Here is a 23,352-nt window from a genome sequence, read left to right on the forward strand (position 1 = left end):
GCCTTGCCGGTCCACCAAGCCACCATTGCAAAAAGGTTAAGCAGTGCCAGACGTATATCTAAGTATTGGAACCAACATTGATCGCGAGCAAAATATTTGCTCGGCGATGAGTGCGTTGCGCGAACACTGGCCGAGTGTGCTCTTTTCGCCCGTCTATGAGAGTGTTGCGGTGGGGTTTGCTGGCGAGGATTTTTTTAATCTTGCCGCAGTGTTCACTACCGAAGAGCCCCTCTACTACGTTCTAGATACGTTGCGGGGTATTGAAGATGCGCATGGGCGTGCCCGCAGCGGCCCAAAGTTCGCAGCTCGAACGTTGGATCTAGATTTGCTCAGTTGGGGCGATGAGATTATCAATACTGAGTCCCTCACTTTGCCGCGCGCAGAGATACTAGAGCACGATTTCGTCCTCCTCCCGTTAGCGGAAATCGCGCCCGAATCGGTTCATCCGGTAAGTGGTCTAACTTATAGGCAGCTCTGGCAGCAATTTACTGGTGTCCATTCGATCCGCCGGGAGGTCTCTATTGGCGATGTGACTCAAGATTGAGGCCTATAGCCTGCCTATTGGGTACCTCTAAAACTTCGCCGGCGCCACCATCCGCCCCGGTGTGGAGGTCTTGGCGCCAGGGATGGCGCCATGAAGCCTCCAGGGATGGATTCACGGCGTCCTCCACACCGGGGCGGATGGTGGCGCCGGCGAAGTTTTAGAGGTTCCCTATTGGTGATTAATAGGGCGAGGGTTCGGTTGGATCCGGGCGGGTCTTAAAGCGCCTATGCAGCCACAGGTACTGTTCCGGCGCTCGCCTTACTTGCTCTTCTATAATGGCATTTATACTAGCCGCATCCTTATGGTCATCGCCTGAGGGGAAGTCTGCTAATGGGGGATCCAACCTTACATGCCAGCGATTGCCGGCCAGCCTCTGGCAGTGTAAAGGCACCACCGGTGCAGCCGAGGCACGTGCAATACGTGCAGTAACTGTAAGGGTGCTGGTTTGAACACCCATGAAAGGGGCAAACACTGAACTTTCACGACCGAAATCTTGATCGGGTGAGTAGGAGACGACATGGTTATCCTTTAGCACCTTGAGCACTGCACGCATGTTTTCGCTAGCTATCGGCTTAGCTACCCCAGTAGAGCGGGCCTTGAGCATCGCTGCATTGAAGGCAGCGTCCTTAGCTGGTTTGTAGGTAGGATAAAAGTCAGCTACGTGAAGACCGATTATCTTGCCGCACATCTCCATGGAAGTGTAGTGCGGCATCAAGAGGATCACCCCTCTACCGTACCGGCGGGCTTTTTCCAGGTTCTCTAAGCCTTCTATGGTGTAGTATGGGCTTAGCTTATCGCCGGGAGTCCACCATGCTAGTGCCCCTTCGAGCATACCCCGCGAGGCTGAACGAAAATGGCGACGTTCAAGCTCCCTCTGCTTGTTAGTTGGCCAATCGGCAAAGGCCAGCTCAATGTTGGTGCGCACTATATGCCTACGTTTCGATACCAGTGCCCAAAGCAGCATTCCAAGGCCGTCACCTAATCGCCCAAGCGCTGCGACAGGTAAGAGAGTCAATAGCCGCATTGCCCCGAGTCCAAGCCAGGTTGGCCAGTAGTAGGGGTGGTAAATGTTGTGCGGCGGTTTTTTCTTCTTCTTTTTGGGGCGCATCGGTTTCAACTGGGTTGGTTCCGGTTTTTTGCTCATACCAATTTGCTGTAGTAGCTAATCCTAAGGAGTTAACTATATAAAACTCCCCCTGAGCTTAGTTGCCTCGGTGTAGAGGGCTTTGAGGCTAGGGGGGCGCCATGAGGCCTCCAGGGATGTCTTCATGGCGCCCCCATACTCGCCGAGGTGGCTAGGCTCTGGGGGAGTTGTTGTCGGCGCTATTTGGGATAGCCAATTTGCATTAGGGAACCTCTAAAAACTTCGCCGGCGCCACCATCCGCCCCGGTGTGGAGGTCTTGGCGCGGGGATGGCGCCATGAAGCCTCCAGGGATGGATTCACTGCGTCCTCCACACCGGGGCGGATGGTGGCGCCGGCGAAGTTTTTAGAGGCCACCATTAGAATTTACGCAAAACAACAATAAAAACCCCCGCCGAGCTAAGCCCAGCAGGGGTTTATGATACATGGCGCCTATAGGCCACGGAAGCAGGGCAGCTTACATCATGCCACCCATGCCACCCATGCCGCCCATGCCACCCATGTCGCCGCCACCGCCTTCATCGTCCTTCTTTGGCAGGTCGGCGACCATTGCCTCGGTGGTCAGCATCAGTGCGGCGACGGAGGCTGCGTTTTGCAGCGCTGAGCGAGTGACCTTGGTCGGGTCGAGCACACCCGCCTGTACTAAGTCGCAGTACTCACCGGTGGCGACGTTATAGCCGTAGTTACCGCTGCCTTCCTTGACCTTGTTAACAATGACCGAGGCGTCTTCGCCGGCATTGGTGACCAGCTGGCGCAGCGGCTCTTCCATAGCACGTCGCACTAAGGCAATACCCTGGGTCTGTTCTTCGTTCTGACCCGTCAGGTTTTCCAGCGAGGATAGCGCCCTGATCAGTGCTGTACCACCGCCGGAGACGATGCCTTCCTCAACAGCAGCTCGGGTGGCGTGCAGGGCGTCCTCGACCCGAGCCTTCTTCTCCTTCATCTCGACTTCGGTGGCAGCGCCGACCTTGATAACTGCAACGCCACCTACCAGCTTGGCAACACGCTCTTGCAGCTTCTCTTTGTCGTAGTCGGAGGTAGAGTCCTCCATCTGCTTGCGGATCTGCTCGACGCGCGCCATGATGTCGTCGTTGCGTCCGGCGCCGCCGACGATGGTGGTCTCCTCTTTGGAGATCTGCACCTTCTTGGCCGAGCCGAGGTCATCAACGGTGGCGTTCTCCAGGGTCATGCCGACCTCATCGGAGATCACAGTACCGCCGGTAAGAATGGCGATATCCTGGAGCATGGCCTTGCGTCGATCGCCGAAGCCAGGGGCTTTTACGGCGCAAACCTTGACGATACCGCGCAGGTTGTTGACCACTAAGGTGGCCAGCGCCTCGCCTTCTACCTCTTCTGCGACTATCAGCAGTGGGCGGTTTTGCTTGGCTACGCCCTCGAGCAGCGGCAGAAGATCGCGGATGTTGGAGATCTTCTTGTCGTGCAGCAGGATCGCGGCGTCCTCGAGTTCCGCCTTCATCGATTGCTGATTGGTTACAAAGTAAGGCGAGAGGTAGCCACGATCGAACTGCATGCCTTCAACTACATCCAGCTCGTTCTCCAGGCCGGACCCCTCTTCTACGGTAATGACGCCCTCTTTGCCGACTTTGCCCATGGCATCGGCAATGATGCGCCCGACAGCTTCGTCTGAGTTGGCCGAGATGGTGCCGACCTGAGCAATCGAATTGTCGTCCTCGCAGGGCTTGGAGAGATCGCTGGCTAGGTAGCTCGATGCTGTCTCAGTGGCCTTTTCGATGCCCTTTTTGAGCTCCATGGGGCTCATGCCGGCGGCAAGCGACTTCATGCCCTCGCGCAGGATGGCCTGAGCGAGCACAGTAGCCGTAGTAGTGCCATCTCCGGCAACATCTGAGGTCTGCGATGAGACCTCTTTGAGCATCTGAGCGCCCATGTTCTCGAAGTGATCTTCGAGCTCGATCTCCTTAGCAACCGATACACCATCTTTAGTCACGGTTGGGGCGCCAAAGCTCTTGTCGAGAACTGCATTACGCCCGCGTGGACCTAATGTGACCTTTACGGCGTTGGCGAGTTGGTTGACGCCGCTCATCATGCGCTGGCGCGCATCATCGGAGAAGCGAATCTCTTTTGCAGCCATGGTCGGCTCCTCTGTTAGTTGACCTGTTAACGCTTGTGTTCTGATCTTGATCTAAGTTGTTTGTCTACAACCGCCTTGTGGTTGGAGATGGTACGCCTATTCGGCTATTGGAAGACGGCCATGATGTCGTCTTCACGCATCACGAGATAATCCTCGCCGTCGATCTTCACTTCGGTGCCGGAGTATTTGCCGAACAGCACCTGATCACCGACGCTCACTTCCACCGGTCGGCGCTCACCATTGTCAAGCATCTTGCCGTTGCCGACGGCGATAACCTTGCCTTTCATCGGCTTTTCGGCAGCGGTTTCAGGGATCACGATCCCGCCTGGCGAGGTACGCTCCTCCTCAAGGCGTTGTATCACTACTCGGTCGTGTAGGGGACGGATGCTGCTCATCTATCCTCACTCCTTTATTTATGTTCGTTAAGAGTTGAGTGAATGGTGCTCATTTGATTATTCGATTGCCTCTCCAGTCTTAGACTGGGCTGTTAGCACTCGCTTGAGTTGAGTGCTAATAATACCGGTCAACGTGGCATCGTCAAGTGGATTGGCCCAGCGAGCGATGCCGGCGCTTGCCTTGCATCACTAGATGCGGACGGTAGTGATAGAATTCAACCCCGAGCAGGTCTACCCGCTGCAAATTTTTTTGCCTACGGTGAACTGCTTTAGAGAAAAGCTATTGAGGGCGTCGCAATTTCGTCGAAGAGGAGGTGCCAATGGCTAGTACCCAACTAGTAGTCCTATGCACGTGCCCTGATGAACAGACCGCGAGAAGATTGGCAGGCGAGGTAGTGGAGGCTGGGCTAGCGGCTTGTGTCAATATCATCCCCGGCCTGACCTCGGTCTTCTTTTGGGAAGGGCAAGTGCAAAGTGATAGTGAGCAGTTGCTGGTCATTAAGACTAGTGATGTGGCCTATTCCCAACTTGAGGAGCACCTTGCCGGTAGCCATCCATACGATCTGCCTGAGGTTATAGCGTGCCCTATAGAGAGAGGTTTGGCGGGCTTCCTGGATTGGATCACGGAGCAGACGCGCCACTTGCCAAAGGGCGACTGACTGCGATAGTGTGACACATTATCAATGCCGCATACGTTGCGGGTAAACTAATTGTTGCGGGAGCTTTCGAGATGAGGGGAGTAGTGCGTCTTGCCGGGGTTGTCTGTCTCTTGCTCTGGGCTGCGCCAGGTGCTGTTCTAGCCCAAGCGGAGCTAAAGCCGGTCGAAGAGGTGTTCCCCTTCCACGTCGAACAGCTCTCCTCGGATCGCTTAGTAGCTACCTGGCAAATCGAAGATGACCACTATCTGTATCGCCATGCCTTAGATTTTGCCATCGACGATGGCGATAACGAGATCAAAGAGGTCAGCATACCTGATGGTGAGAAGCACGCAGATGAGTTCTTTGGTGAGGTCGAGATTTACCGTGAGGTGCTTCAGGTTCATATCCAAACCACTCAGGAGATCTCCGCTGAGGCTACCCTGCGTGCTGATTATCAGGGCTGCAATGAGCCGCGCTCAATCTGTTACCCGCCAAGCACTGCTGAAGCTGGCATGGATGATGCCGCCACGGTTAGCGTAGGTGGGGCAGCCGAAAGGGGAGGAGGGCCAGGCGAGCAGCTCACCGACCTGCTAACGGGAGGTAGCCTGTGGGCTATATTGGGCGGGTTTTTTGTCGCCGGGCTGGCGTTGGCTTTCACCGCCTGTTTATATCCGATGATTCCCATACTCTCAGGCCTTATCGTCGGTGCTGGGCGCAACGGCGAGAGCCCGGGCACAGGTCGGGCGCTATGGCTCTCTTTCCTCTATGTGCAAGCAGTGGCGCTCACCTATGCCGGGGCTGGGGCGCTGGCTGGTCTGTCAGGGCGGGCTGTGCAGGCAGATTTGCAGGGGCCGGTGGCAACCGCTTTGTTTAGTGGACTGTTCGTGCTGCTGGCATTGGCCATGTTCGGGCTATACAACCTGCAGATGCCTGCCTCTGTCCAAGGGCGCTTGCAGGCTGCCTCGAGCCGCCTGCCCGGCGGCCATGAAGTCGGCGTTATAGCCATGGGTGCATTGTCTGCATTGATCGTAGGGGCCTGTTCGGGGCCGGCTCTGATAGCCGCACTAGCGTTTATCGGCAATACCGGTGAGGTAGCCTTGGGCGCTGGCGCGCTCTACGTGATGGCGCTGGGCATGGGTGCCCCGCTGCTGTTGGTCGGAACAGCAGCAGGACGCTGGATGCCGCGCTCCGGCCCGTGGATGGAGGCGGTCAAGCAAGCCTTCGGTTTTGTCTTCCTCGGTGTCGCCCTGTGGATGGCGTCACGCTTTATGCCTGCGGCACTGGAGTTGGCCGCTTGGGGAATGTTGTTGGGTGGAGCCGCTGCTTGGCTGCTGTGGCGCGTTAGCCGTGCGGCAGGCGTGGCTGGGTCGAATCGCCAGGCCCAGGGCGTGGCGTGGGTCGGCGTCGGTGTACTCAGCATAGCGGCGAGTGCCCAGTTTTTCGGTGCAGCAACTGGGGCTAGTGATCCACTGCGGCCCTGGGCTGCGGCGCTAGGTGATGATCTAGCGGCCGCCCGCGAGCAGATGTTGGCCGAATGGCGCGCAGTAGATGGCAGTAACGATCAGCTGGATGAGGCGGTAGCCGCAGCGGCTGAACAAGGCAAGGCCACGGTTGTAGATGTTACTGCCGAGTGGTGTGCCTATTGTATCCAGCTCGAGGAACGTACCTTGCCGGCTGCAGAAGTACGTGAGGTATTGGATGGGGTTGAGAAACTGAAGGTAGACGTTACCTCCATGACCGATGACAACCGTGAGTTGCTTGAGTCGCGGGGGATATATTTGCCACCGGCGATTATGTTCTTTGACACGGAAGGTCAAGAGTTGCGTGATTATCGCGTTGTTGGTTTCAAGGGGGCAGAGGAGTTTGCCGAGCATGCTCGCCAGGCTCTGAAGAGGAAATAATCCAGTGCCTATCTGGTGGCCTCTAAAAACTTCTCCGGCGCTACCATCCGCCCCGGTGTGGAGGTCTTGGCGCCAGGGATGGCGCCATGAAGCCTCCAGGGATGGATTCACGGCGTCCTCCACACCGGGGCGGATGGTAGCGCCGGAGAAGTTTTTAGAGGTTCCCATCTGTAGCAGTTTACATGCAATACTGGTAAAGAAATAAGCTGAAAGTGTAGCGATCCTCAGAGAACTGGACAAAAAAGGCAACCTCGGTCAAAATCCCCGAATTGATCTTGAGGGGTAGCAGCCAAGTATGCCGAAGTTGCTAGTTGTCCATGGGCCTAACTTGAATCGTCTGGGTAGCCGAGAGCCCCAGCGTTACGGTCGTGCCACATTGGATTCAGTGAACGAGCGGCTGCGAGGCCTGTGTGACCAGCACGGCGTTAGCTTCCAAGCTACCCAGTCCAACTATGAAGGCGAACTTATCGAGACTATCCACGCCGCAGCTGACTCAGGCGTCGGGTTCATAGTCATTAATCCAGCCGCCTTGACCCATACCAGTATCGGTCTGCGTGACGCCTTGTTGGCTGTAGAAATACCCTTTATTGAAGTTCATCTTTCCAACATCCACGCCCGCGAGCCGTTCCGTAGCTGTTCTTATCTTGCTGACATAGCTCAGGGAGTTATCTCTGGGCTAGGGGCAGAAGGCTACGAACTCGCCGTCCAAGCCGCTTTGCGGCGCATGGTAGGGCAGCAAAACTAGAGATAGGGCGCCATCGACATGGATATTCGCAAGATCAAGCGGCTCATTGAATTGCTCGACGAATCGGGCATACACGAAATAGAAATAGCTGAGGGCGAAGAGTCGGTCCGGATCACCCGCAACTCGCCTCAGCCATCCCCCCCCCCTGCCCAAATGGGTTATCCACCTTATCCGCAGCCGGCTCCTGCGCCTCAGCCTGCAGCTGAACCGCAGCCCAGCGCGACTTCAACGGGCAGTGAAACTCCAACAGAGCCCGGCGAAGAAGAGCCTGAAGGTGAGCCGATTCGCTCACCGATGGTCGGCACCTTCTATCGCTCCCCCTCTCCCACATCCAAGCCGTTTGTCGAGGTGGGGCAAAAGGTACGTGCGGGAGACACCCTGTGCATTATTGAAGCGATGAAGATGCTCAACCAGATTGAGGCAGATCGTGACGGGGTTGTTACTGCTGTGCTAGTAGAAAACGGCCAGCCGGTTGAGTTTGATCAACCGCTATTCCTGGTTTCCAACTAAGTGAGCGCTATGCAGAAGGTTCTCATTGCTAATCGCGGGGAGATAGCCCTGCGAATATTGCGAGCGTGCCGCGAACTTGATATCAAGAGCGTCGCTGTTCACTCCTCGGCTGATCGAGAGCTCAAGCACGTGAGGCTTGCTGATGAGTCGGTCTGCATTGGGCCGAATAGTGTAACCGAAAGTTACCTGAACATACCTGCCTTGGTTTCCGCTGCTGAAGTTACCGACTCTACAGCTATTCATCCGGGCTACGGCTTTCTCTCTGAGAACGCCGATTTCGCCGAGCGAGTTGAGCAGTCGGGGTTTGTCTTTATTGGTCCACCGCCCGATTGCATCCGTACTATGGGCGATAAGGTTTCAGCTATACGGGCCATGCAAGAGGCAGGGGTTCCCTGTGTGCCCGGTTCCGGAGGGCCGATCCCGGAAGATGATCCCGACGAGACACTACGAATAGCGGCGAGCATCGGCTATCCGGTGATGATCAAGGCGGCGTCAGGCGGCGGCGGGCGCGGCATGCGTGTGGTGCGCAGTGAAGCTGCTCTACTGAATGCCGTTTCGCTTACTCAAAATGAGGCCAAGAACGCATTCGGTGATAGCACCGTTTACATGGAGAAGTACCTGGAAAAGCCGCGCCATATCGAGTTCCAGGTGCTTGCGGATAACTATGGCAATGCGATCCACTTAGGCGAGCGCGATTGCTCGATGCAGCGGCGCCATCAGAAGGTTGTCGAGGAGGCTCCGGCACCAGGGATAACCGACCAACAGCGCCATGAGATTGGCGAAAGGTGCGCAGAGGCCTGCCGGCAGATGGGCTACCGAGGAGCCGGAACGTTCGAATTTCTCTACGAAAACGGTGAGTTTTACTTCATCGAGATGAATACGAGAATTCAGGTTGAACATCCAGTAACTGAGATGGTCACGGGGTGCGACCTGGTGGCTGAACAGATTCGCATAGCTGCCGGCGAGCCGCTGAGCTGGGGTCAGCAGGATATCGTGATCCGTGGCCATGCTATGGAGTGCCGCATAAATGCTGAGGATCCCAAGACACTAATGCCTTGCCCTGGAACCATCGACCACTTTCACGCACCTGGAGGTCCAGGGGTGAGGATGGATTCCCATGTGTACACAGGTTATGCTGTTCCTCCGTACTATGATTCTATGATAGGCAAGTTGATAACCCACGGGCCGAGTCGGGATAGCGCGTTGGCACGTATGCGGACAGCCCTATCTGAGATAGTAGTCAGCGGCATTCGTACCAATATATCCTTACAGCAGGATATAATCTCGGACGCTGCTTTCCGTGCTGGGGGGACTGATATCCATTACCTGGAGAAAAAACTTTCTTTAGACTAGTGGCCTAATAGCTGGTTCTAGGTTACTAACCTGCGGAGGCCGAGATATGTTTAGAGTTACACATTGCAGTGGGAGAAAGAGGTTTATTTATCCCGTTGCAACTTTGGTCGCGTTAATGCTCTTCGCTTCTTCGGCTGGCGCACAGTTTCAGCAGCAGGCCGAAGGAGAGTATAAGTTCGACTTCAACCTGCATGATAATGCGGCGGAGGTTGTGTTTACCTCGCCCTTAGGAGATCGTGTCGATGTTGCGGGTCCTGTGACGCAGAATCTCGGCCTATTTTTCAATTCGGCAGGAGATGTTGCGGCTAGTGCGGGGCTCCACGCATCTGGTGGACCTACACAGGGGTTTAACCCGATGGAGGTGGGTGCCGGCGCCAAGCTTTACGGCATCTATTCCGAAGAAGCAGACCGGTTGGTTGCTGCTCTTGCTATTAGTGGTTCGATGGTTTTCAGCATTACCGGACAAGTTCCACAGGCTTTCATAGTAAAAGGGAACGTGGCTCCGAATATAACTTCATTTGGTCGCGCGCGCAGGCTTTTTGAGGCCACTATGCGCTATCAGTTTGATGTGACGCCGCACTCAGCCGTTTATTTGGGCTATCGCTACCTAAGGATTCAAATGGGTAGTGGCACGAGTAACACCACCATGGACAACAATCTACACCTAGGGATGCAAGTCAACTTCTAGAGTGTGCCTGCACAGAGACGGAGTTGCAATTTAATTGCTAAGCACCATAAGGGCGCCGGTGGAGGCCAATATAAAAGCAAACAGGTAGGTCAGGCTTCTACTGGAAATGCTGTGGCAGATCCTAGCTGATAGGCTCGAAAAAAGCATACTGCTTAGGGTAATGCCGAGGAGTGCAGGCAGGTATACATAACCCAATGATCCGGCGGGTATTGCTTCATCTCCCCAGCCAATAAACACATAACCAACCGCAGCAGCTCCCGCGAATGGGACGGCGCATGCCGCTGAAGAGCCTATGGCAGCGTGAGTATGGTGACCTCGCCAGATTAGATAAGGCACGGACATTGTGCCTCCTCCTACCCCTAATAGGGCTGAGATAGCACCAAAGCTCGTACCAGCTAGCAGATGAGAGCCGGGGCTCGGGGCTCTACTTTGAGAGGGTCTTATCTCAAGGACAAGGGTTATTGCTATTAGCAACAAAAAAGTCCCGAAAAGCTGTTTAAGCAATTCCGTGCCGATGTAATTAGCCGCGCTGACGCCTACAGCGGCTCCGCAAATCATCGCCGGGGCCAGTTTGCGTACGGTCCTAACGCTCACAGATCCTAAACTGTAGTGAGTTAAAGCAGAACTTGCTGAGGTGAAACAGATGGTTGCCAACGAAGTGCCTAATGCCAAGTGCATCGTTACAGAGGAATCGATATCCTGCAGGGCAAATACTCCTACTAATAGTGGGACTATTACGATGCCGCCACCTATGCCAAAGAGGCCGGCGCTCGCCCCGGCTATGGTGCCGATAAACAGATAGAGCACCATCTCTAACAGCAGCATTTCGCGTCGACCTTCTGGTGGCCTCTAAAAACTTCGCCGGCGCCACCATCCGCCCCGGTGTGGAGGTCTTGGCGCCAGGGATGGCGCCATGAAGCCTCCAGGGATGGATTCACGGCGTCCTCCACACCGGGGCGGATGGTGGCGCCGGCGAAGTTTTTAGAGGTTCCCTTCTGCAGCGCAGTCTGGCAGTGAAATTTAAGCTGTCGGGGGGCTGGTTGGCTCATATGGCTTGGTAGGTTTTTATTCACGTATATGGTAACCGATAATGGATATTTATCGCGTCGGAGGTTCTGTCCGGGACGAACTGCTGGGGCTGGATGTAAAAGAGCGGGATTGGGTGGTAGTTGGAGCTACTGCTGAGCAGCTTGAAGATGCGGGATATCGCCGGGTGGGCAAAGATTTTCCGGTCTTCTTGCACCCGCAAACAGGCGAAGAGTATGCACTAGCACGAACTGAGCGCAAAACCGCGGCTGGCTACCACGGTTTTGAAGTCCATGCCTGTCCTGATGTGACTCTCGAGGAAGACCTAGCTAGGCGGGATCTGACCATCAATGCCATGGCAATCGATTCCGATGGTCAGCTAATTGATCCGTATGGTGGCAGAGAAGACCTGGCTAAGCGTCAGTTACGCCATGTTACCCAGGCGTTTGCCGAAGACCCGCTAAGGATATTGCGCCTGGCAAGATTCGCTGCCCGTTTTGCCAAACTCGGCTTTAGAATTGCGCCGCAAACTATGGAGCTATGTCGGCGTATGGTTGACGCTGGTGAAGCCGATGCGCTGGTACCGGAGAGGGTATGGCAGGAACTGTCCAGGGGGCTGATGGAGCCGTCTCCCCAGCGTATGATAGAGGTCTTGCGCGAGTGTGGAGCCCTGGAGAAGGTTCTAGTTGAGGTAGATGATTTATACGGCATTCCTCAGCGCAGCGATTATCACCCGGAAGGGGATGCTGCTAAACACACCTTGCTGGCTCTAGAAGTAGCAGCTAATCATGGCATGCCGCTCGCGGTTCGCTATGCAGTACTCCTTCACGACTCCGGCAAAGCGCAAACGCCTTGTGCGGAGTTGCCCAGCCATCCTGAGCATGATGTGCGAGGTGAACAGCTTAGCGAAGCGGCTAGTGAGAGGTTGCGGGTGCCGAGGGAGTGTCGCGATGTAGCGCGCATTGTTGCGCGCTACCATTTACATGCTCACCGCGCACTGCAATTACGGCCAGGGACAATTGTCGAGCTGCTAGAGAGGCTCGATGCATTTAGGCGCCCGCAGCGATTTGAATATTTCCTGCTGGCTTGTAAAGCTGATTACCTAGGCCGTGAAGGGGTTGCTAGTCATGCTGAATATCGGCAGGGGGTCTTGCTGCGTCGAGCCCTGGATGCGGCGCAGGAGATTACCGCTAAGGAGTTCGTCGAGCGAGGCATGCGCGGGCCAGAAGTCGGTGAGGCTGTGCGCCAGGCCCGCTGCCAGGCAGTGGCTGAGCTGTTGTAGGTTGCTTTGCAGCAGCACGCATATCATCTATGCTTGCAACCGAGCACTGTGACCGCTCTTAGCAAAAATTGGAATCAACGAATGAAGCGCGCCTTATGATAGATATCGGATTAGTGATAATTGGCTACTTAGTTGGTTCTGTCTCGTCGGCCATTCTGGTTTGCCGGGTGCTGCAGCTTGGCGATCCTCGCGAAGATGGCTCGGGCAATCCTGGTGCGACCAATGTGCTGCGTTTGGCCGGCAAGGGCCCTGCTGTAGCAACGCTGGCCGGAGACTGGCTCAAAGGCACCCTGCCGGTGGTGCTGGCTTGGTTGGTTACATCTGACCCGGTAATAATCTCTGCTACCGGCTTGGCTGCCTTCTTTGGCCACTTATACCCGGCTTACTTTCGCTTCCAAGGCGGTAAAGGGGTGGCTACTGGAATGGGTGTGTTGTTGGCCTGGTCACCAGTTGCCTTAGCGGCAACCGCTCTGACCTGGTTGGCTATCGCCGCGGCCTTCCGGTTCTCATCCTTGGCTGCCATCGTCGCCTTTGCAATGGCGCCAGCGTACATGCTTTGGCATATGGAAGATCCGGTGTTGACCGCAGCTACCGCAATAATCGCTGTGGCTGCTGTATGGCGGCATAGGGAAAACATAGTTCGATTGGCCACGGGTGAGGAGAGCCAGATCGGCAAATCCTCCGACTCATGAGTAAGGATTTTTCGCGATCAGGGCGAAGCTACAGCTCATTTAGAGTGAACTACTGCGCAACAGCGTTGCGCCGCGGCGGGGTTGTGGCATATCCGACCGAGGCGGTCTGGGGGCTGGGGTGCAATCCTTGGGATAGGTCGGCGGTAGCAAAGTTGCTCGAACTGAAAGTGCGCTCGCCCAGGAAGGGTTTGATAGTCATAGGCGCCGATATACGATCTTTGACGCCCTTCATTGGTGAGCCATTGAGTGAGAATGTTCGGCTGCTCGAGCAGGCGATCGCAGCTAGGCCGGAGCCGATTACATGGTTAGTTCCTGCTGCGCGGGCACTTCCAAGCTGGGTTAAGGGGGTATACTCCAGCGTGGCCATCCGCATTACCCAGCACCCACCCGCTGTCGCTTTGTGTCGCGCCTATGGCGGGGCGATCATCTCCAGTAGTGCTAATCGATCGGCCTCACCTCCGGCGACCACGGCAGCGCAGGTAAGAAGGTACTTCGGATACCGGATTGATGCACTGTTACCAGGTGCTGTTGGTCGATTGACCCGGCCCACGCCGATAATGGATCTATATACGGGAGAGATGCTGCGTGCCTGATCTTGGTCGGGTCTTGGGTATTGAGACATCATGCGATGAGACAGCAGTAGCCGTCTACGCTGCGGGCGAAGGGATCTTGGGCCACGTTCTGCATAGTCAGGTTGATGATCATGCAGTATACGGAGGCGTAGTCCCTGAACTGGCCTCGCGCGACCATGTCCGTAAACTACCCGGACTGGTGGCCGAGCTTTTTGCTCAAACCGGTTTGAGCGGCCGCGACATCGACGCTGTTGCTTGGACTCGTGGACCAGGCCTGCCGGGCGCATTGATGGTTGGCGCCGGCTTTGCACGCTCCTTTGCTTGGGCTGCTCAAGTCCCGGCCATAGGGGTTCATCACATGGAAGGGCATCTGCTTGCCCCTTTGCTAGAGCCCAATCCACCTGCCATGCCACTGGTGGCCCTGTTGGTATCTGGTGGTCATACCCAGTTAGTCCAAGTCGCCGGATTGGGTCGCTATCACATTCTTGGTGAGTCGCTAGATGATGCCGCAGGCGAGGCCTTTGATAAAACCGCCCGACTGCTTGATCTGCCGTATCCAGGCGGACCGGCGATAGCCCGTTTAGCGGCGCGGGGCAATCCTGGGGAGATTGATTTGCCGCGTCCTATGACTAAGCGACCAGGCATGGATTTTAGTTTCAGCGGTTTAAAAACCGCGGTCTTGCATTGTTTTCGAGAGAGCTGTGGTGGTGCTAATGAGCAAAGGCGTGCCGATATCGCCTATGCCTTTCAGGAGGCAATGGTTGACACATTGACTATCAAATGTCGACGAGCCCTTCAGCACACCGGCTGTAGGCGACTGGTGGTAGCCGGCGGAGTGGGGGCAAATGCTAGGTTGCGGGAGCGGCTTGATCAGCTAGCGGCGGGCGATGGGTTTTCGGTCCACTACCCTAGTTTGGAGTACTGCACCGACAACGCGGCGATGATAGCTTATGCTGGGTACTTGCGGTTGAATGCCGGCGGCGGGGATAACCTTGACTTTACAGTCCGTCCGCGCTGGCCACTGGGTGATTTGGAACGACCATGAGCAACTCAGCCAGGATAAGTCCCCACGATCTGCCAGAGCCTGATGAACTGGCTTTACTAAGTAGCGCGCGACTGCATGAGCTGATTGCGGATGAGATAGCTGATGCCGGCGGGGTGATTAGTTTTGCAAGGTTCATGGAACTGGCACTTTATGCCCCTGGTCTGGGGTACTATCGCGCCGGTGCGGCTAGGTTTGGGGCTGGGGGCGACTTCTCTACTGCGCCCGAGCTGAGCGCTCTATTTGGCCGTACGCTGGCAAGGCAAATCGCCGAGATGATGGCCCATTTAGGCGGTGCTGAAGTAATCGAGCTCGGGCCGGGAACGGGAAAGCTGGCTGTAGATGCGCTTGCTGAGCTCAAAAGTCTCGACGCTCTGCCGCAACGTTGGCGTATGCTCGAGGTCAGTGGGGCCTTGCGTGCTGAGCAGGCGCAAACACTCTCTTGCGCTGGTACTGATCTGCTGGACAGGGTCGAGTGGCTGGAGCAGCTGCCCGAAGACAGTGAAAAGAGCATCTGGATTGCCAACGAGGTGATCGACGCCTTGCCGGTGCGTCGCTTTATCCGGACCGATGACGGCGTGCTAGAGCTTGGCGTAGCTAACCAAGCAAATAGTTTTGCCTGGAGCCGGATGGCTGCTGATAAGGACTTGGTGGCTGCGGTTGAAGCCATAGAGTCACGGCTTGGTCGGCTACCTACAGGTTATGTCTCTGAAGTATGTACCCGTTTGCCGGCATTTATTAACGGTATAGCGCAGTCACTACAGCGCGGAGTTACGCTGTGGATCGATTACGGATACCCGCGGCGAGAGTACTATCTGCCGGAGCGGGGCAGTGGCACACTAATCTCTCACTATCGTCATCGTGCCCACAATGACCCATTTCTCTATCCCGGGCTGCAGGATATTACAGCTTTTGTCGATTTTAGCGCCTTAGCCGATGCCTTGATGGAGGCGGGCCTAGACCTGCTTGGGTACGCCCCGCAGGGGCCATTCTTGCTCGGCGGCGGGTTAGCAGAGTTGGCTCAGCCGGATATAGAATCAGCAGACGAGCGCCAACGCCTGGCCGCCTCTCAGTCCATTCAGAGGCTTACCCACCCTGGCGATATGGGTGAGAAGTTCAAGGTCATGGCAGCCGGCAGGGGTTATTCGGGGCCGATAAGCGGATTTCGCTTATCTGATCGGCGCGGTTTTTTGTAGCTGGTTGGGGCTCGAGTGACGTTGAGCTGCCTCGGTGGGAGCTTCTGTTCCTGACTCCCCTCTCTTTTGCCTCGTGTGCTTTACCGTGGTGAGAAACGCGGGGGAGCTGAGAGTAACCAAAAAGTAACTTTATGCCTTCTCTTTTTTGGCCTTGCTTTTTGGCGTTGTCCCGGACTTGACTGTCGAACTACCGCTAGTGCTGCCCTCTCCCGCAGCTGATTTCTTGGTGCTGGTACTGCCCTTTTTCTTGGCGGATCCGGTACTAGTGGCTTTCTTGCTGGAGCTGGCGGATTTGGACTTGGTGCCAGAGCTACCGGACTTGGCTTTAGCAGCTGTGCTTGACTTGCCGGAGGAGGTGGTCGCGCCTTTTTTGGTCGTGCCACCCTTAGACGCGCCTCTGCGGCCCTTGCGGGCAGGTGCGTTGGCGATCATCTCGAGGCACTCCTCGTGGGTGAGCGTCTCAGGCTCACGGTCTTTGGGCACTTTAACGTTCTTCTCGCCGTTGGTTACATAAGGCCCATAGCGACCGCGCAGGATCTGAATGCCGTCACCAAAATCCTGGATGGTGCGATTGGCGTCGGCATGCTTCTTTTCACGGACAAGTTCCAGAGCGCGCTCGCGGCTTATTGTGTAGGGGTCTTCGTCTTTGGGAATGGAGACGAATTTGCCCCCGAAACGCACATAGGGCCCGAAGCGACCGATATTTACCTGTACCTCTTCGCCTTCCTCAGTCTCGCCCATATCCCGTGGTAGCTGGAAGAGCACCAAGGCTTCATCGAGGGTTATCTTATCTATACTCTGTCCCGGGCGTAGTCCAGCGAAGCGCGGCTTCTCTTCATCATCTCGCGAGCCGAGCTGGGCAAATGGGCCATAGCGGCCGATTCGCACCGTAACCGGCTTGCCCGTTTTAGGGTCTGTGCCAAGTTCGCGGGCTTGGACTGCCTCTTGGCGGGAGACGTTCTTCTTCTCCTCAACACGCTGCTCGAATGGAGCCCAGAACTCTTTAAGGACCGGAACCCAATCACGCTCGCCACGCGATATGGCGTCGAGATCATCTTCCAGCCTGGCGGTGAAGTCGTAATCGACGTAACGGTCGAAATGTTCGGTAAGAAACTTATTTACCGTGCGCCCGATGTCGGTGGGTATGAAACGCTTGCCGTCCATCTCGACATAGTTTCTTTGCTGCAAGGTCGAGATGATTGAGGCGTAGGTCGATGGCCTGCCTATGCCGTACTCTTCAAGGGTGCGAACTAGGCTAGCCTCAGTATACCTCGGCGGCGGTTCGGTAAAGTGCTGCTCGGGGCGGATCGCGTTGAGCGGGATCCGCTCTCCTTCGCTTAGCTCGGGTAGGAACTTCTCTCCCGATTCATCTTTGCCGTCATCGGTGCCTTCACGGTAGACAACCATGAAACCCGGGTCAGCAACCGTCGATCCGGTGGCGCGCAGCAAGTGTCGGTCGTCGCTATCGGCAGCTAGATCGACCGCTACGGTATTAATCGTCGCGTGTTTCATCTGGCAGGCAAGGGCACGCTTCCAGATCAGCTCATAGAGCTTGTGTTGTTCTTGCGAGAGACTGCCGCGAAGCTCAGCAGGGTGACGAGCCGCGGAGGTGGGACGAATGGCCTCGTGCGCCTCCTGCGCGTTTTTTGAGCGGGTTTTATATGACTGTGGCTTGCTCGGCAGTTTGTCCTCGCCAAAGCGTGAGGCAATAACCGAGCGCATTTCGGCAACCGCCTCTTGCGATAGACTGACGGAGTCGGTACGCATGTAAGTGATCAAGCCAACGGCTGCGCCCTCACCGACATCAATGCCCTCATAGAGCTGTTGAGCGATGCGCATAGTCCGGCTAGCTGTGAAACCGAGCTTGCGCGATGCCTCTTGCTGCAAGGTCGAGGTGATGAACGGCGCAGCAGGATTGCGCCTGCGCTGCTTACGCTCAACGTTGGTAACCCGCAGCTCACCTATTACGCCGCTGCTGTCGTTGGGCGCGGCGGTATCTATGGGCTGTTGCGCCTGCTCTTGAGCGCAGCGCAGAAGCGTCTGCTCGACCTCGCGGGCGTGCTCTTCGTTGGTGATCGAAAACTGTTTGACCTTTTCACCGGCATAAACGGAGAGTTTGGCAGTGAATGGCTGTTCGCCTTTGGTCGCATCGGCCTCGACCGTCCAGTACTCTTGCGGCTCGAAGCGCTCAATCTCATTTTCGCGCTCGCAGATCAAGCGCAGCGCCGGGCTCTGCACGCGGCCGGCGGAGAGGCCGCTGGTGATCTTGCGCCACAGCAGCGGTGAGAGGTTGAAGCCGACTAGGTAGTCGAGTGCGCGCCGGGCCTGTTGGGCGTTGACCAACTCTGCGGAGATGCCGCGCGGGTGCTCCATTGCCTCTTGGATCGCAGTCTTGGTGATTTCGTGAAAAACCACCCGGTAGACCGGCTTATCCTTAAGGACACCTGCATCGTTTAACAGCTCTACTAAGTGCCAGGAGATGGCCTCACCCTCGCGGTCGGGGTCCGTTGCCAGATATAGCGCATCGGCCTTTTTGAGGGCTTTGGTTATGGCATCAACATGGCGCTGATTTTTATCTATTGGCGCGTACTTCATGGCGAAGTCGCGCTCTGGATCCACCGCCCCCTCTTTGGGGATAAGGTCGCGCACATGGCCATACGAGGCCATTACCTCGAACTCTGAGCCGAGATATTTGTTGATAGTTCGCGCCTTAGCTGGCGACTCGACGATGAGCAGGTTTTTTCCCATGCGTTCGCTTAGTCTACTTAGTGGAGGGGAAACGATAGAGCCAGGCGGGGTGGTATTGCAATCCCTGTGCCCAAGTCGAAGGCCGCCGGCAAGCCGGCGGCCTTACGAATCAATGGACTAGATGAGTTGGAACATCAAACATAAGGTTTTCCATCCAAGTGTAAGCCTCTTCTTCACCGGGGCGGTTGAAAAGAACCATGAGGATTACCCACTTGACAGTATCCAGATCCACCTCGTGATCATCCAGTGCGAGTATCCGATCCAGCACTAGTTCGCGGCTCTCCGGCGTTAGTATGCCCGCCTGCTCAAGATAAAGGATGAACCCCCGAGTATCTGTGTCAAGGCGCATCAGCTCCGGTTCACCAAACAAGCGTATCGAGGGTGTGCCGGAGGGCGATGCGGGAAGACTGCGCGAGTCGGCGAGGGCGTCGAGCCACTCAAACGCCTTGCGAATCTCAAACCCGCTAAATCCAGCTTCATGCAACTCGCTCTCGAGCGAGTCACGATCTTCCGGCTCTTCCTCGTTGTAGAGGTAGTTCTCGAACAGGTACATAAGGACTTCGAAAACGTTCTGTTTCATTTTTTGACCTCTGGCCCGCGCCGCTGATACCTGCCTCCGGGTAACGCAGCTACTAAGCCTTTAATCTCCATATTGAGCAGAATGGATGAAACCCGGTCAAGCGTCAATCCGGATCTGCACATTAATGTATCTAAAGTCACCGGGTCATGGCCAAGGGCCGCCATTAGCAAGGCTTGTTCTTTGTCGGCTGCAAAAGATTTATTTATAGTAACATCAGCTTCGGGCGAGTTGTCCCAGTTAAGGTTCAGCTCAGGCTGTTCGTCACCGCCACCCTCCCAGTACGGCAGCTCCTCGATTATATCATACACAGACTCCACCAGTTTGGCTCCCTGGCGCAGTAGGGCGTGGCAACCGCGAGCCAGTGGATCGTGGATTGAGCCGGGCACGGCAAATACTTCACGGCCTTGATCGGCGGCCATCCGAGCCGTTATAAGAGCGCCGCTGTGACGTCCGGCCTGGATCACGACCACGCCTTGGCTGAGGCCGCTGACGATGCGATTGCGGCGGGGGAAAAGATTGGCTCGCGGGGTGACACCGGTAGGATTTTCCCCAAGCACTGCCCCTTGCGCAGCGATCTGATCACGCAGGCGGTGGTGCCGACGGGGGTAGGTTAGGTCCGGTCCGGTAGCGATAACCGCCAGGGTTGCGCCGTTAGCCTCGATAGCGGCACGGTGGGCTGCGGCGTCAATACCCGTTGCCAGTCCGCTGGTTATGGCATAGCCCCTGTGGACCAAGGCCTTGGCGAATTCGCTAGCGAGTTCGATGCCCGCAGCATTGGCATGGCGACTACCGACAATTGCTATCTGTGGCAGGTGCAGAGATTCTGGCGGTCCATCGAGGAACAGAACCGGGGGTGGGGAGGCTATCTCGCGTAGCTTTTCCGGGTAGTTGGGGTCGTCTATAGTTATCAGATGGTGGCTGTCCTTGGCACGCAACCAGGCGAGGTCAGCGCCAGCGCCGTCCCAATCAGGATTAAGAATGCCATTGGCTACCCCCTCTGGCATGCTCAGGGCGAGGAGTGCGCGCTTATTGGCGTGGAAGATGGCAGGTGTCTCGCCAAACGCCTTATGAAGTTGTCGCCACCTCTTTGGGCCTAGGCCGGGCACTCGGGCGAGTCCCAGGGTGTAAAGAGAGTGATCCGATTTTTCTGTCATGAGCACTGTCCGTGTGCAGTTAAGGTGTCCGATACCAGCTCGGAAGAGTATAATGAAAGAGTCTAAACAGCAAGTAGATTTGGCACCATGGCCCAACGTGAAGTTTTAGTCTTTCCTGATCCGCGTCTGCGCGAGCCAGCTCAACCGGTTGTGGAGGTGGATGAATCGATAGAAGAGCTTATCGCCGACATGCTAGAAACTATGTACCACGAATCAGGCATCGGCCTCGCAGCCACCCAAATAGGTGTTGCCAAGCGGGTGATTGTGATAGATGTCTCTGAGGAGCGAGATCGGCCTCTAGTATTAGTCAATCCGCAGATAGTAGAGGGCCGTGGTGAGGTGGTGCGCGAGGAGGGTTGCCTGTCTGTGCCCGGCTACTACGCCGAGGTTACCCGTGCAGCAGAGGTCAGCTATCGCGGCCTTGATCGCGACGGCCAAGAGGTTGAGGGTACGGCAGACGGCCTGTTGGCTATCTGCATTCAACATGAGATCGACCATCTGGACGGCAAACTTTTTGTCGACTATCTCTCGGAGCTTAAGCGCAAGAGGGTGCGCAAGCGGCTCGAAAAGCGTGAGCGGGTGGCTAGTTAGGCCGATGAGCGCACGTATCATTTTCGCCGGCACCCCGGATTTTGCTGTGCCCGCCTTAGAGTCGCTGGTTGCCGCCGGCTACCCGCCGCTCCAGGTCTATACCCAACCTGACCGGCGGGCAGGGCGTGGCCGCAAGTTGAAGCCCCCGCCGGTCAAGGTCGCTGCAGATAAGCACGCTATTCCAGTGAAACAGCCTGAGCGGCTCGATGCCGAGGAGGCGGCGGCGATAGCTGCACAGCAACCAGATCTCATGGTAGTGGTCGCCTACGGCCAGATCCTGCCCGCTGCGGTGCTTGAGGCGCCGCGCTGTGGGTGCGTAAATATACACGCCTCGCTCTTGCCGCGCTGGCGCGGGGCGGCCCCGGTCCAGCGGGCCCTGATGGCCGGTGATAAGCAGACCGGGATCACCCTGATCCGCATGGATGAAGGGTTGGATACTGGGGCAATGTTCGCCCGGGAAAGTACCCCGATAGGCCCTGAGGATACCGGAGGGAGCCTGCACGATCGACTGGCTGATCTGGGAGCCCGGCTACTGGTTGAGCATCTTCCCGCAATACTGGAAGGGAGTATCAGCGCAGTCGCACAACCCGCGGATGGAGTAACCTACGCGGCCAAATTGGGCAGCGCCGACTATTGGCTTGATTGGTCGCGTCCGGCTGTGGAATTGGAGCGCCAAGTCAGGGCCCTGTATCCGCTGCCTGGGGCCCGAACCCGACTCGGCAAACGTGATGTGCGGGTGCAGGAGGCTCATCATAGTTCCGGGGTTGCGGGCGATGAGCCAGGGCGGGTGGTCGATATAAGTAGTCGCGGCATAGCTATTGCCACAGCCGCAGGTCGGCTGGTCATAACCCGCCTTAAGCCTGCTGGCGGGCGAGAGCAGGCTGTAGCCGCTTATCTTAATGGCAACGATTTAGGCTTAGGGGAGCTGGCAGGTTGAGTCAGCCGCCCCGGGTCGTCGCCGTTCGTGTTATTGAGCGGGTGGTGAGCGGCAAGGAAAACCTTGATGAAGCCTGGGCGAGATTTGCTGGGCAAGCAAAGGCCGAGGACCGGCCGCTTGTGCAAGCGCTAATTTACGGTTCACTGCGCTGGTTAACGTGGCTGGAGGCCCAGGTCAGCGCACTAACCAAGCGCGATGACTGGCGCCGTGATTCAATTCTGCGCTCGCTGTTAGTGCTCGGCGCATGGGAGGCGGTGGGCCTGTCAACACCGCCCCATGCTGCAGTCTCTGAAAGTGTTGCTGCAGCACGGACGCTAAAGCGGGCACGGGCAAGCGGGATGGTGAATGCTGTATTACGCCGCTTGCGCCGCGAACCGCCCCATGTGCCGGCTGACGAGGCGGCGCGCTTGGCCTTCCCTGAATGGCTGCTAAGCGAGCTTAAACAGGCTTGGCCTGAGAACTGGCGGCAAATAGCACTGGCTAGTAACGAGCACCCACCCATGGCCTTGCGGGTCAATCTTGATCAGCTTAGCCGGGCGGATTATGCCGGCCTTCTGAGTAGCTGCGGGTTAACAGCTAGATCGGGTCAACTGGTACCCAGTTCTCTTGTGCTTGAGCAGCCATGCGGGGTTGAGGCGCTACCCGGCTTTGTTAATGGGAGGGTGTCAGTGCAGGATGAGGCAGCGCAGCTGGCCCCATATCTGCTCGAGCCGGGCTGCGGTGAGAGGGTGCTCGATGCCTGTGCTGCTCCCGGCAGCAAGAGTGTCCATATACTTGAATACTGCCCGCGGGCCGAGCTGACTGCCGTCGACCGCTCGGCGCGGCGGTTGCAGCAAGTGCGGGAAAACTTGCGCCGTGCCGGGCTTGAGGCCCACTGTATCGCAGCCGATGCCGCTGACCTAGGTTCGTGGTGGGATGGCGAGCCTTTCCACCGTATCTTGCTTGATGCCCCGTGTACCGCGAGTGGTGTTATCCGTCGCCATCCAGATATCAAATGGCTGCGCGGGCCAGACGATGTCGAGCGCATGGCGCAGGCGCAGCTCCACTTGCTTGAATCCCTCTGGCCGGTGCTGGCCCCGGGAGGGGTTCTGCTCTATGCGACCTGTTCTGTGCTCAAGCAAGAGAACGATGCGGTGATTGGCCGCTTCGTTACTGAGCAGGCTGACGCCGAATCGCTCTCGCTTGCTCGGTATAGCGATTATGTTCAGCTGAGCGAGCATGGTTTGCAGCTGCTGCCCGGCAATGCAGCTAATACCGACGGTTTTTTCTACTCATTACTCCGCAAAGAAGCCCTTTGAGGGGATAAGCTGCTGCCTATTTGGGCGCCTATAAGCTCCCCTCTTAGTCTTGCTACCCCGGTGTGGAGGTCTTGGCGCCAGGGGATGGCGCCATGAAGGCTCCAGGGATGGATTAACGGCGTCCTCCACACCGGGGCAGCAAGACTAAGAGGGGTTAGAGGGTCCTAACGGTCCTAACTCTATCGGTGCGAAAGTCTTGGCAAGCCTC

24 protein-coding genes are annotated in these 23,352 nt (G+C 56.7%); 15 read left to right on the top strand and 9 right to left on the bottom strand.

The window, feature by feature from the left end:
- Nucleotides 1–43 precede the first annotated feature (43 nt).
- Nucleotides 44–544, top strand: a complete 501-nt coding sequence (gene folK / locus HH1059_RS00585) for a 2-amino-4-hydroxy-6-hydroxymethyldihydropteridine diphosphokinase (RefSeq protein WP_096407101.1) — start codon at nucleotides 44–46, stop codon at nucleotides 542–544.
- Here folK and HH1059_RS12985 read toward each other — a convergent pair.
- The 4 genes from HH1059_RS12985 to groES all read right to left on the bottom strand — a co-directional run bounded on the left by HH1059_RS12985 (nucleotide 519) and on the right by groES (nucleotide 4,191).
- Nucleotides 519–659 (bottom strand): hypothetical protein, encoded by a 141-nt coding sequence (locus tag HH1059_RS12985; RefSeq protein ID WP_162549262.1) that lies wholly within the window; start codon nucleotides 657–659, stop codon nucleotides 519–521. The two genes, folK and HH1059_RS12985, sit on opposite strands and share 26 nt — an antisense overlap.
- Nucleotides 660–722: 63 nt before the next feature.
- Complete coding sequence (locus HH1059_RS00590; RefSeq protein WP_231901969.1) at nucleotides 723–1,688, bottom strand: lysophospholipid acyltransferase family protein; 966 nt, start codon at nucleotides 1,686–1,688, stop codon at nucleotides 723–725.
- A 455-nt stretch (nucleotides 1,689–2,143) separates the two neighbouring features.
- The gene (gene groL / locus HH1059_RS00595) at nucleotides 2,144–3,796 is read right to left on the bottom strand and encodes a chaperonin GroEL (protein WP_096407104.1); all 1,653 of its coding nucleotides are present in this window, start codon (nucleotides 3,794–3,796) and stop codon (nucleotides 2,144–2,146) included.
- Nucleotides 3,797–3,900: 104 nt separating this feature from the next.
- A complete protein-coding gene (gene groES, locus HH1059_RS00600) occupies nucleotides 3,901–4,191 on the bottom strand; it encodes a co-chaperone GroES (RefSeq protein ID WP_096407106.1) in 291 nt (96 codons plus the stop codon).
- 320 nt (nucleotides 4,192–4,511) lie between these two features.
- Here groES and cutA point away from each other — a divergent pair, with 320 nt between their 5' ends.
- The 6 genes from cutA to HH1059_RS00630 all read left to right on the top strand — a co-directional run bounded on the left by cutA (nucleotide 4,512) and on the right by HH1059_RS00630 (nucleotide 10,026).
- Nucleotides 4,512–4,850, top strand: a complete 339-nt coding sequence (cutA, locus tag HH1059_RS00605) for a divalent-cation tolerance protein CutA (RefSeq protein ID WP_096407109.1) — start codon at nucleotides 4,512–4,514, stop codon at nucleotides 4,848–4,850.
- A gap of 71 nt (nucleotides 4,851–4,921) precedes the next feature.
- A complete protein-coding gene (gene dsbD / locus HH1059_RS00610) occupies nucleotides 4,922–6,730 on the top strand; it encodes a protein-disulfide reductase DsbD (RefSeq protein ID WP_096407111.1) in 1,809 nt (602 codons plus the stop codon).
- A 295-nt stretch (nucleotides 6,731–7,025) separates the two neighbouring features.
- Nucleotides 7,026–7,475 carry a type II 3-dehydroquinate dehydratase gene (aroQ, locus tag HH1059_RS00615; protein WP_096407114.1) on the top strand — a complete coding sequence of 150 codons (450 nt, stop codon included), beginning with the start codon at nucleotides 7,026–7,028 and terminating at the stop codon, nucleotides 7,473–7,475.
- An 18-nt stretch (nucleotides 7,476–7,493) separates the two neighbouring features.
- Entirely contained in the window at nucleotides 7,494–7,985 is a 492-nt protein-coding gene (gene accB / locus HH1059_RS00620) for an acetyl-CoA carboxylase biotin carboxyl carrier protein (RefSeq protein WP_096407116.1), read from the top strand.
- A gap of 9 nt (nucleotides 7,986–7,994) precedes the next feature.
- Entirely contained in the window at nucleotides 7,995–9,338 is a 1,344-nt protein-coding gene (gene accC, locus HH1059_RS00625; protein ID WP_096410269.1) for an acetyl-CoA carboxylase biotin carboxylase subunit, read from the top strand.
- 46 nt (nucleotides 9,339–9,384) lie between these two features.
- A complete protein-coding gene (locus HH1059_RS00630) occupies nucleotides 9,385–10,026 on the top strand; it encodes a YfaZ family outer membrane protein (RefSeq protein WP_096407121.1) in 642 nt (213 codons plus the stop codon).
- Nucleotides 10,027–10,056: 30 nt separating this feature from the next.
- On the opposite strand, the gene HH1059_RS00635 is transcribed toward HH1059_RS00630, so the two are convergent.
- Nucleotides 10,057–10,851 (bottom strand): sulfite exporter TauE/SafE family protein, encoded by a 795-nt coding sequence (locus tag HH1059_RS00635; protein ID WP_096407123.1) that lies wholly within the window; start codon nucleotides 10,849–10,851, stop codon nucleotides 10,057–10,059.
- Complete coding sequence (locus HH1059_RS13870) at nucleotides 10,839–10,964, bottom strand: hypothetical protein (protein WP_275951797.1); 126 nt, start codon at nucleotides 10,962–10,964, stop codon at nucleotides 10,839–10,841. Before HH1059_RS13870 ends, HH1059_RS00635 begins: the two co-directional genes overlap by 13 nt.
- 152 nt (nucleotides 10,965–11,116) lie before the next feature.
- On the opposite strand from HH1059_RS13870, the gene HH1059_RS00640 reads away from it, so the two are divergent.
- The 5 genes from HH1059_RS00640 to HH1059_RS00660 all read left to right on the top strand — a co-directional run bounded on the left by HH1059_RS00640 (nucleotide 11,117) and on the right by HH1059_RS00660 (nucleotide 15,836).
- Nucleotides 11,117–12,334 carry a multifunctional CCA addition/repair protein gene (locus HH1059_RS00640; RefSeq protein WP_096407126.1) on the top strand — a complete coding sequence of 406 codons (1,218 nt, stop codon included), beginning with the start codon at nucleotides 11,117–11,119 and terminating at the stop codon, nucleotides 12,332–12,334.
- 95 nt (nucleotides 12,335–12,429) lie between these two features.
- Entirely contained in the window at nucleotides 12,430–13,026 is a 597-nt protein-coding gene (gene plsY / locus HH1059_RS00645; RefSeq protein ID WP_096407129.1) for a glycerol-3-phosphate 1-O-acyltransferase PlsY, read from the top strand.
- A 44-nt stretch (nucleotides 13,027–13,070) separates the two neighbouring features.
- The gene (gene tsaC, locus HH1059_RS00650) at nucleotides 13,071–13,619 is read left to right on the top strand and encodes an L-threonylcarbamoyladenylate synthase type 1 TsaC (protein ID WP_231901970.1); all 549 of its coding nucleotides are present in this window, start codon (nucleotides 13,071–13,073) and stop codon (nucleotides 13,617–13,619) included.
- Nucleotides 13,612–14,643: a tRNA (adenosine(37)-N6)-threonylcarbamoyltransferase complex transferase subunit TsaD gene (gene tsaD / locus HH1059_RS00655; RefSeq protein WP_096407134.1), complete on the top strand. Its 1,032-nt coding sequence runs from the start codon at nucleotides 13,612–13,614 to the stop codon at nucleotides 14,641–14,643. The genes tsaC and tsaD overlap by 8 nt, the downstream gene beginning before the upstream one ends.
- A complete protein-coding gene (locus HH1059_RS00660) occupies nucleotides 14,640–15,836 on the top strand; it encodes a class I SAM-dependent methyltransferase (RefSeq protein ID WP_231901971.1) in 1,197 nt (398 codons plus the stop codon). The genes tsaD and HH1059_RS00660 overlap by 4 nt, the downstream gene beginning before the upstream one ends.
- Before the next feature lie 129 nt (nucleotides 15,837–15,965).
- Here the strand turns inward: HH1059_RS00660 and HH1059_RS00665 are convergent, their stop codons facing one another.
- The 3 genes from HH1059_RS00665 to dprA all read right to left on the bottom strand — a co-directional run bounded on the left by HH1059_RS00665 (nucleotide 15,966) and on the right by dprA (nucleotide 20,318).
- Entirely contained in the window at nucleotides 15,966–18,584 is a 2,619-nt protein-coding gene (locus tag HH1059_RS00665; RefSeq protein ID WP_096407137.1) for a DNA topoisomerase I, read from the bottom strand.
- 109 nt (nucleotides 18,585–18,693) lie between these two features.
- Complete coding sequence (locus tag HH1059_RS00670) at nucleotides 18,694–19,164, bottom strand: Smg family protein (protein ID WP_096407139.1); 471 nt, start codon at nucleotides 19,162–19,164, stop codon at nucleotides 18,694–18,696.
- Nucleotides 19,161–20,318 (bottom strand): DNA-processing protein DprA, encoded by a 1,158-nt coding sequence (dprA, locus tag HH1059_RS00675; RefSeq protein WP_096407142.1) that lies wholly within the window; start codon nucleotides 20,316–20,318, stop codon nucleotides 19,161–19,163. Before dprA ends, HH1059_RS00670 begins: the two co-directional genes overlap by 4 nt.
- Before the next feature lie 87 nt (nucleotides 20,319–20,405).
- On the opposite strand from dprA, the gene def reads away from it, so the two are divergent.
- The 3 genes from def to rsmB are packed head-to-tail and all read left to right on the top strand — an operon-like array spanning nucleotide 20,406 to nucleotide 23,144.
- Entirely contained in the window at nucleotides 20,406–20,909 is a 504-nt protein-coding gene (gene def, locus HH1059_RS00680; RefSeq protein ID WP_096407145.1) for a peptide deformylase, read from the top strand.
- Nucleotides 20,910–20,913: 4 nt separating this feature from the next.
- A complete protein-coding gene (fmt, locus tag HH1059_RS00685) occupies nucleotides 20,914–21,846 on the top strand; it encodes a methionyl-tRNA formyltransferase (protein WP_096407148.1) in 933 nt (310 codons plus the stop codon).
- Nucleotides 21,843–23,144: a 16S rRNA (cytosine(967)-C(5))-methyltransferase RsmB gene (gene rsmB, locus HH1059_RS00690; RefSeq protein WP_096407150.1), complete on the top strand. Its 1,302-nt coding sequence runs from the start codon at nucleotides 21,843–21,845 to the stop codon at nucleotides 23,142–23,144. Before fmt ends, rsmB begins: the two co-directional genes overlap by 4 nt.
- Nucleotides 23,145–23,352: the final 208 nt, after the last annotated feature.

Origin of the sequence: Halorhodospira halochloris (assembly GCF_002356555.2) — a bacterium.
In the GTDB taxonomy this organism is placed as follows: Bacteria; Pseudomonadota; Gammaproteobacteria; order Nitrococcales; family Halorhodospiraceae; genus Halorhodospira; species Halorhodospira halochloris.

What these genes read in the sequence shown, in the direction of transcription:
- HH1059_RS00590 (WP_231901969.1), bottom strand. Translation starts at nt 1,688, where the DNA reads ATGAGCAAAAAACCGGAACCAACCCAGTTGAAACCGATGCGCCCCAAA.
- groL (WP_096407104.1), bottom strand. Translation starts at nt 3,796, where the DNA reads ATGGCTGCAAAAGAGATTCGCTTCTCCGATGATGCGCGCCAGCGCATG.
- groES (WP_096407106.1), bottom strand. Translation starts at nt 4,191, where the DNA reads ATGAGCAGCATCCGTCCCCTACACGACCGAGTAGTGATACAACGCCTT.
- cutA (WP_096407109.1), top strand. Translation starts at nt 4,512, where the DNA reads ATGGCTAGTACCCAACTAGTAGTCCTATGCACGTGCCCTGATGAACAG.
- dsbD (WP_096407111.1), top strand. Translation starts at nt 4,922, where the DNA reads ATGAGGGGAGTAGTGCGTCTTGCCGGGGTTGTCTGTCTCTTGCTCTGG.
- aroQ (WP_096407114.1), top strand. Translation starts at nt 7,026, where the DNA reads ATGCCGAAGTTGCTAGTTGTCCATGGGCCTAACTTGAATCGTCTGGGT.
- accB (WP_096407116.1), top strand. Translation starts at nt 7,494, where the DNA reads ATGGATATTCGCAAGATCAAGCGGCTCATTGAATTGCTCGACGAATCG.
- accC (WP_096410269.1), top strand. Translation starts at nt 7,995, where the DNA reads ATGCAGAAGGTTCTCATTGCTAATCGCGGGGAGATAGCCCTGCGAATA.
- HH1059_RS00630 (WP_096407121.1), top strand. Translation starts at nt 9,385, where the DNA reads ATGTTTAGAGTTACACATTGCAGTGGGAGAAAGAGGTTTATTTATCCC.
- HH1059_RS00635 (WP_096407123.1), bottom strand. Translation starts at nt 10,851, where the DNA reads ATGCTGCTGTTAGAGATGGTGCTCTATCTGTTTATCGGCACCATAGCC.
- HH1059_RS00640 (WP_096407126.1), top strand. Translation starts at nt 11,117, where the DNA reads ATGGATATTTATCGCGTCGGAGGTTCTGTCCGGGACGAACTGCTGGGG.
- plsY (WP_096407129.1), top strand. Translation starts at nt 12,430, where the DNA reads ATGATAGATATCGGATTAGTGATAATTGGCTACTTAGTTGGTTCTGTC.
- HH1059_RS00660 (WP_231901971.1), top strand. Translation starts at nt 14,640, where the DNA reads ATGAGCAACTCAGCCAGGATAAGTCCCCACGATCTGCCAGAGCCTGAT.
- HH1059_RS00665 (WP_096407137.1), bottom strand. Translation starts at nt 18,584, where the DNA reads ATGGGAAAAAACCTGCTCATCGTCGAGTCGCCAGCTAAGGCGCGAACT.
- HH1059_RS00670 (WP_096407139.1), bottom strand. Translation starts at nt 19,164, where the DNA reads ATGAAACAGAACGTTTTCGAAGTCCTTATGTACCTGTTCGAGAACTAC.
- dprA (WP_096407142.1), bottom strand. Translation starts at nt 20,318, where the DNA reads ATGACAGAAAAATCGGATCACTCTCTTTACACCCTGGGACTCGCCCGA.
- def (WP_096407145.1), top strand. Translation starts at nt 20,406, where the DNA reads ATGGCCCAACGTGAAGTTTTAGTCTTTCCTGATCCGCGTCTGCGCGAG.
- fmt (WP_096407148.1), top strand. Translation starts at nt 20,914, where the DNA reads ATGAGCGCACGTATCATTTTCGCCGGCACCCCGGATTTTGCTGTGCCC.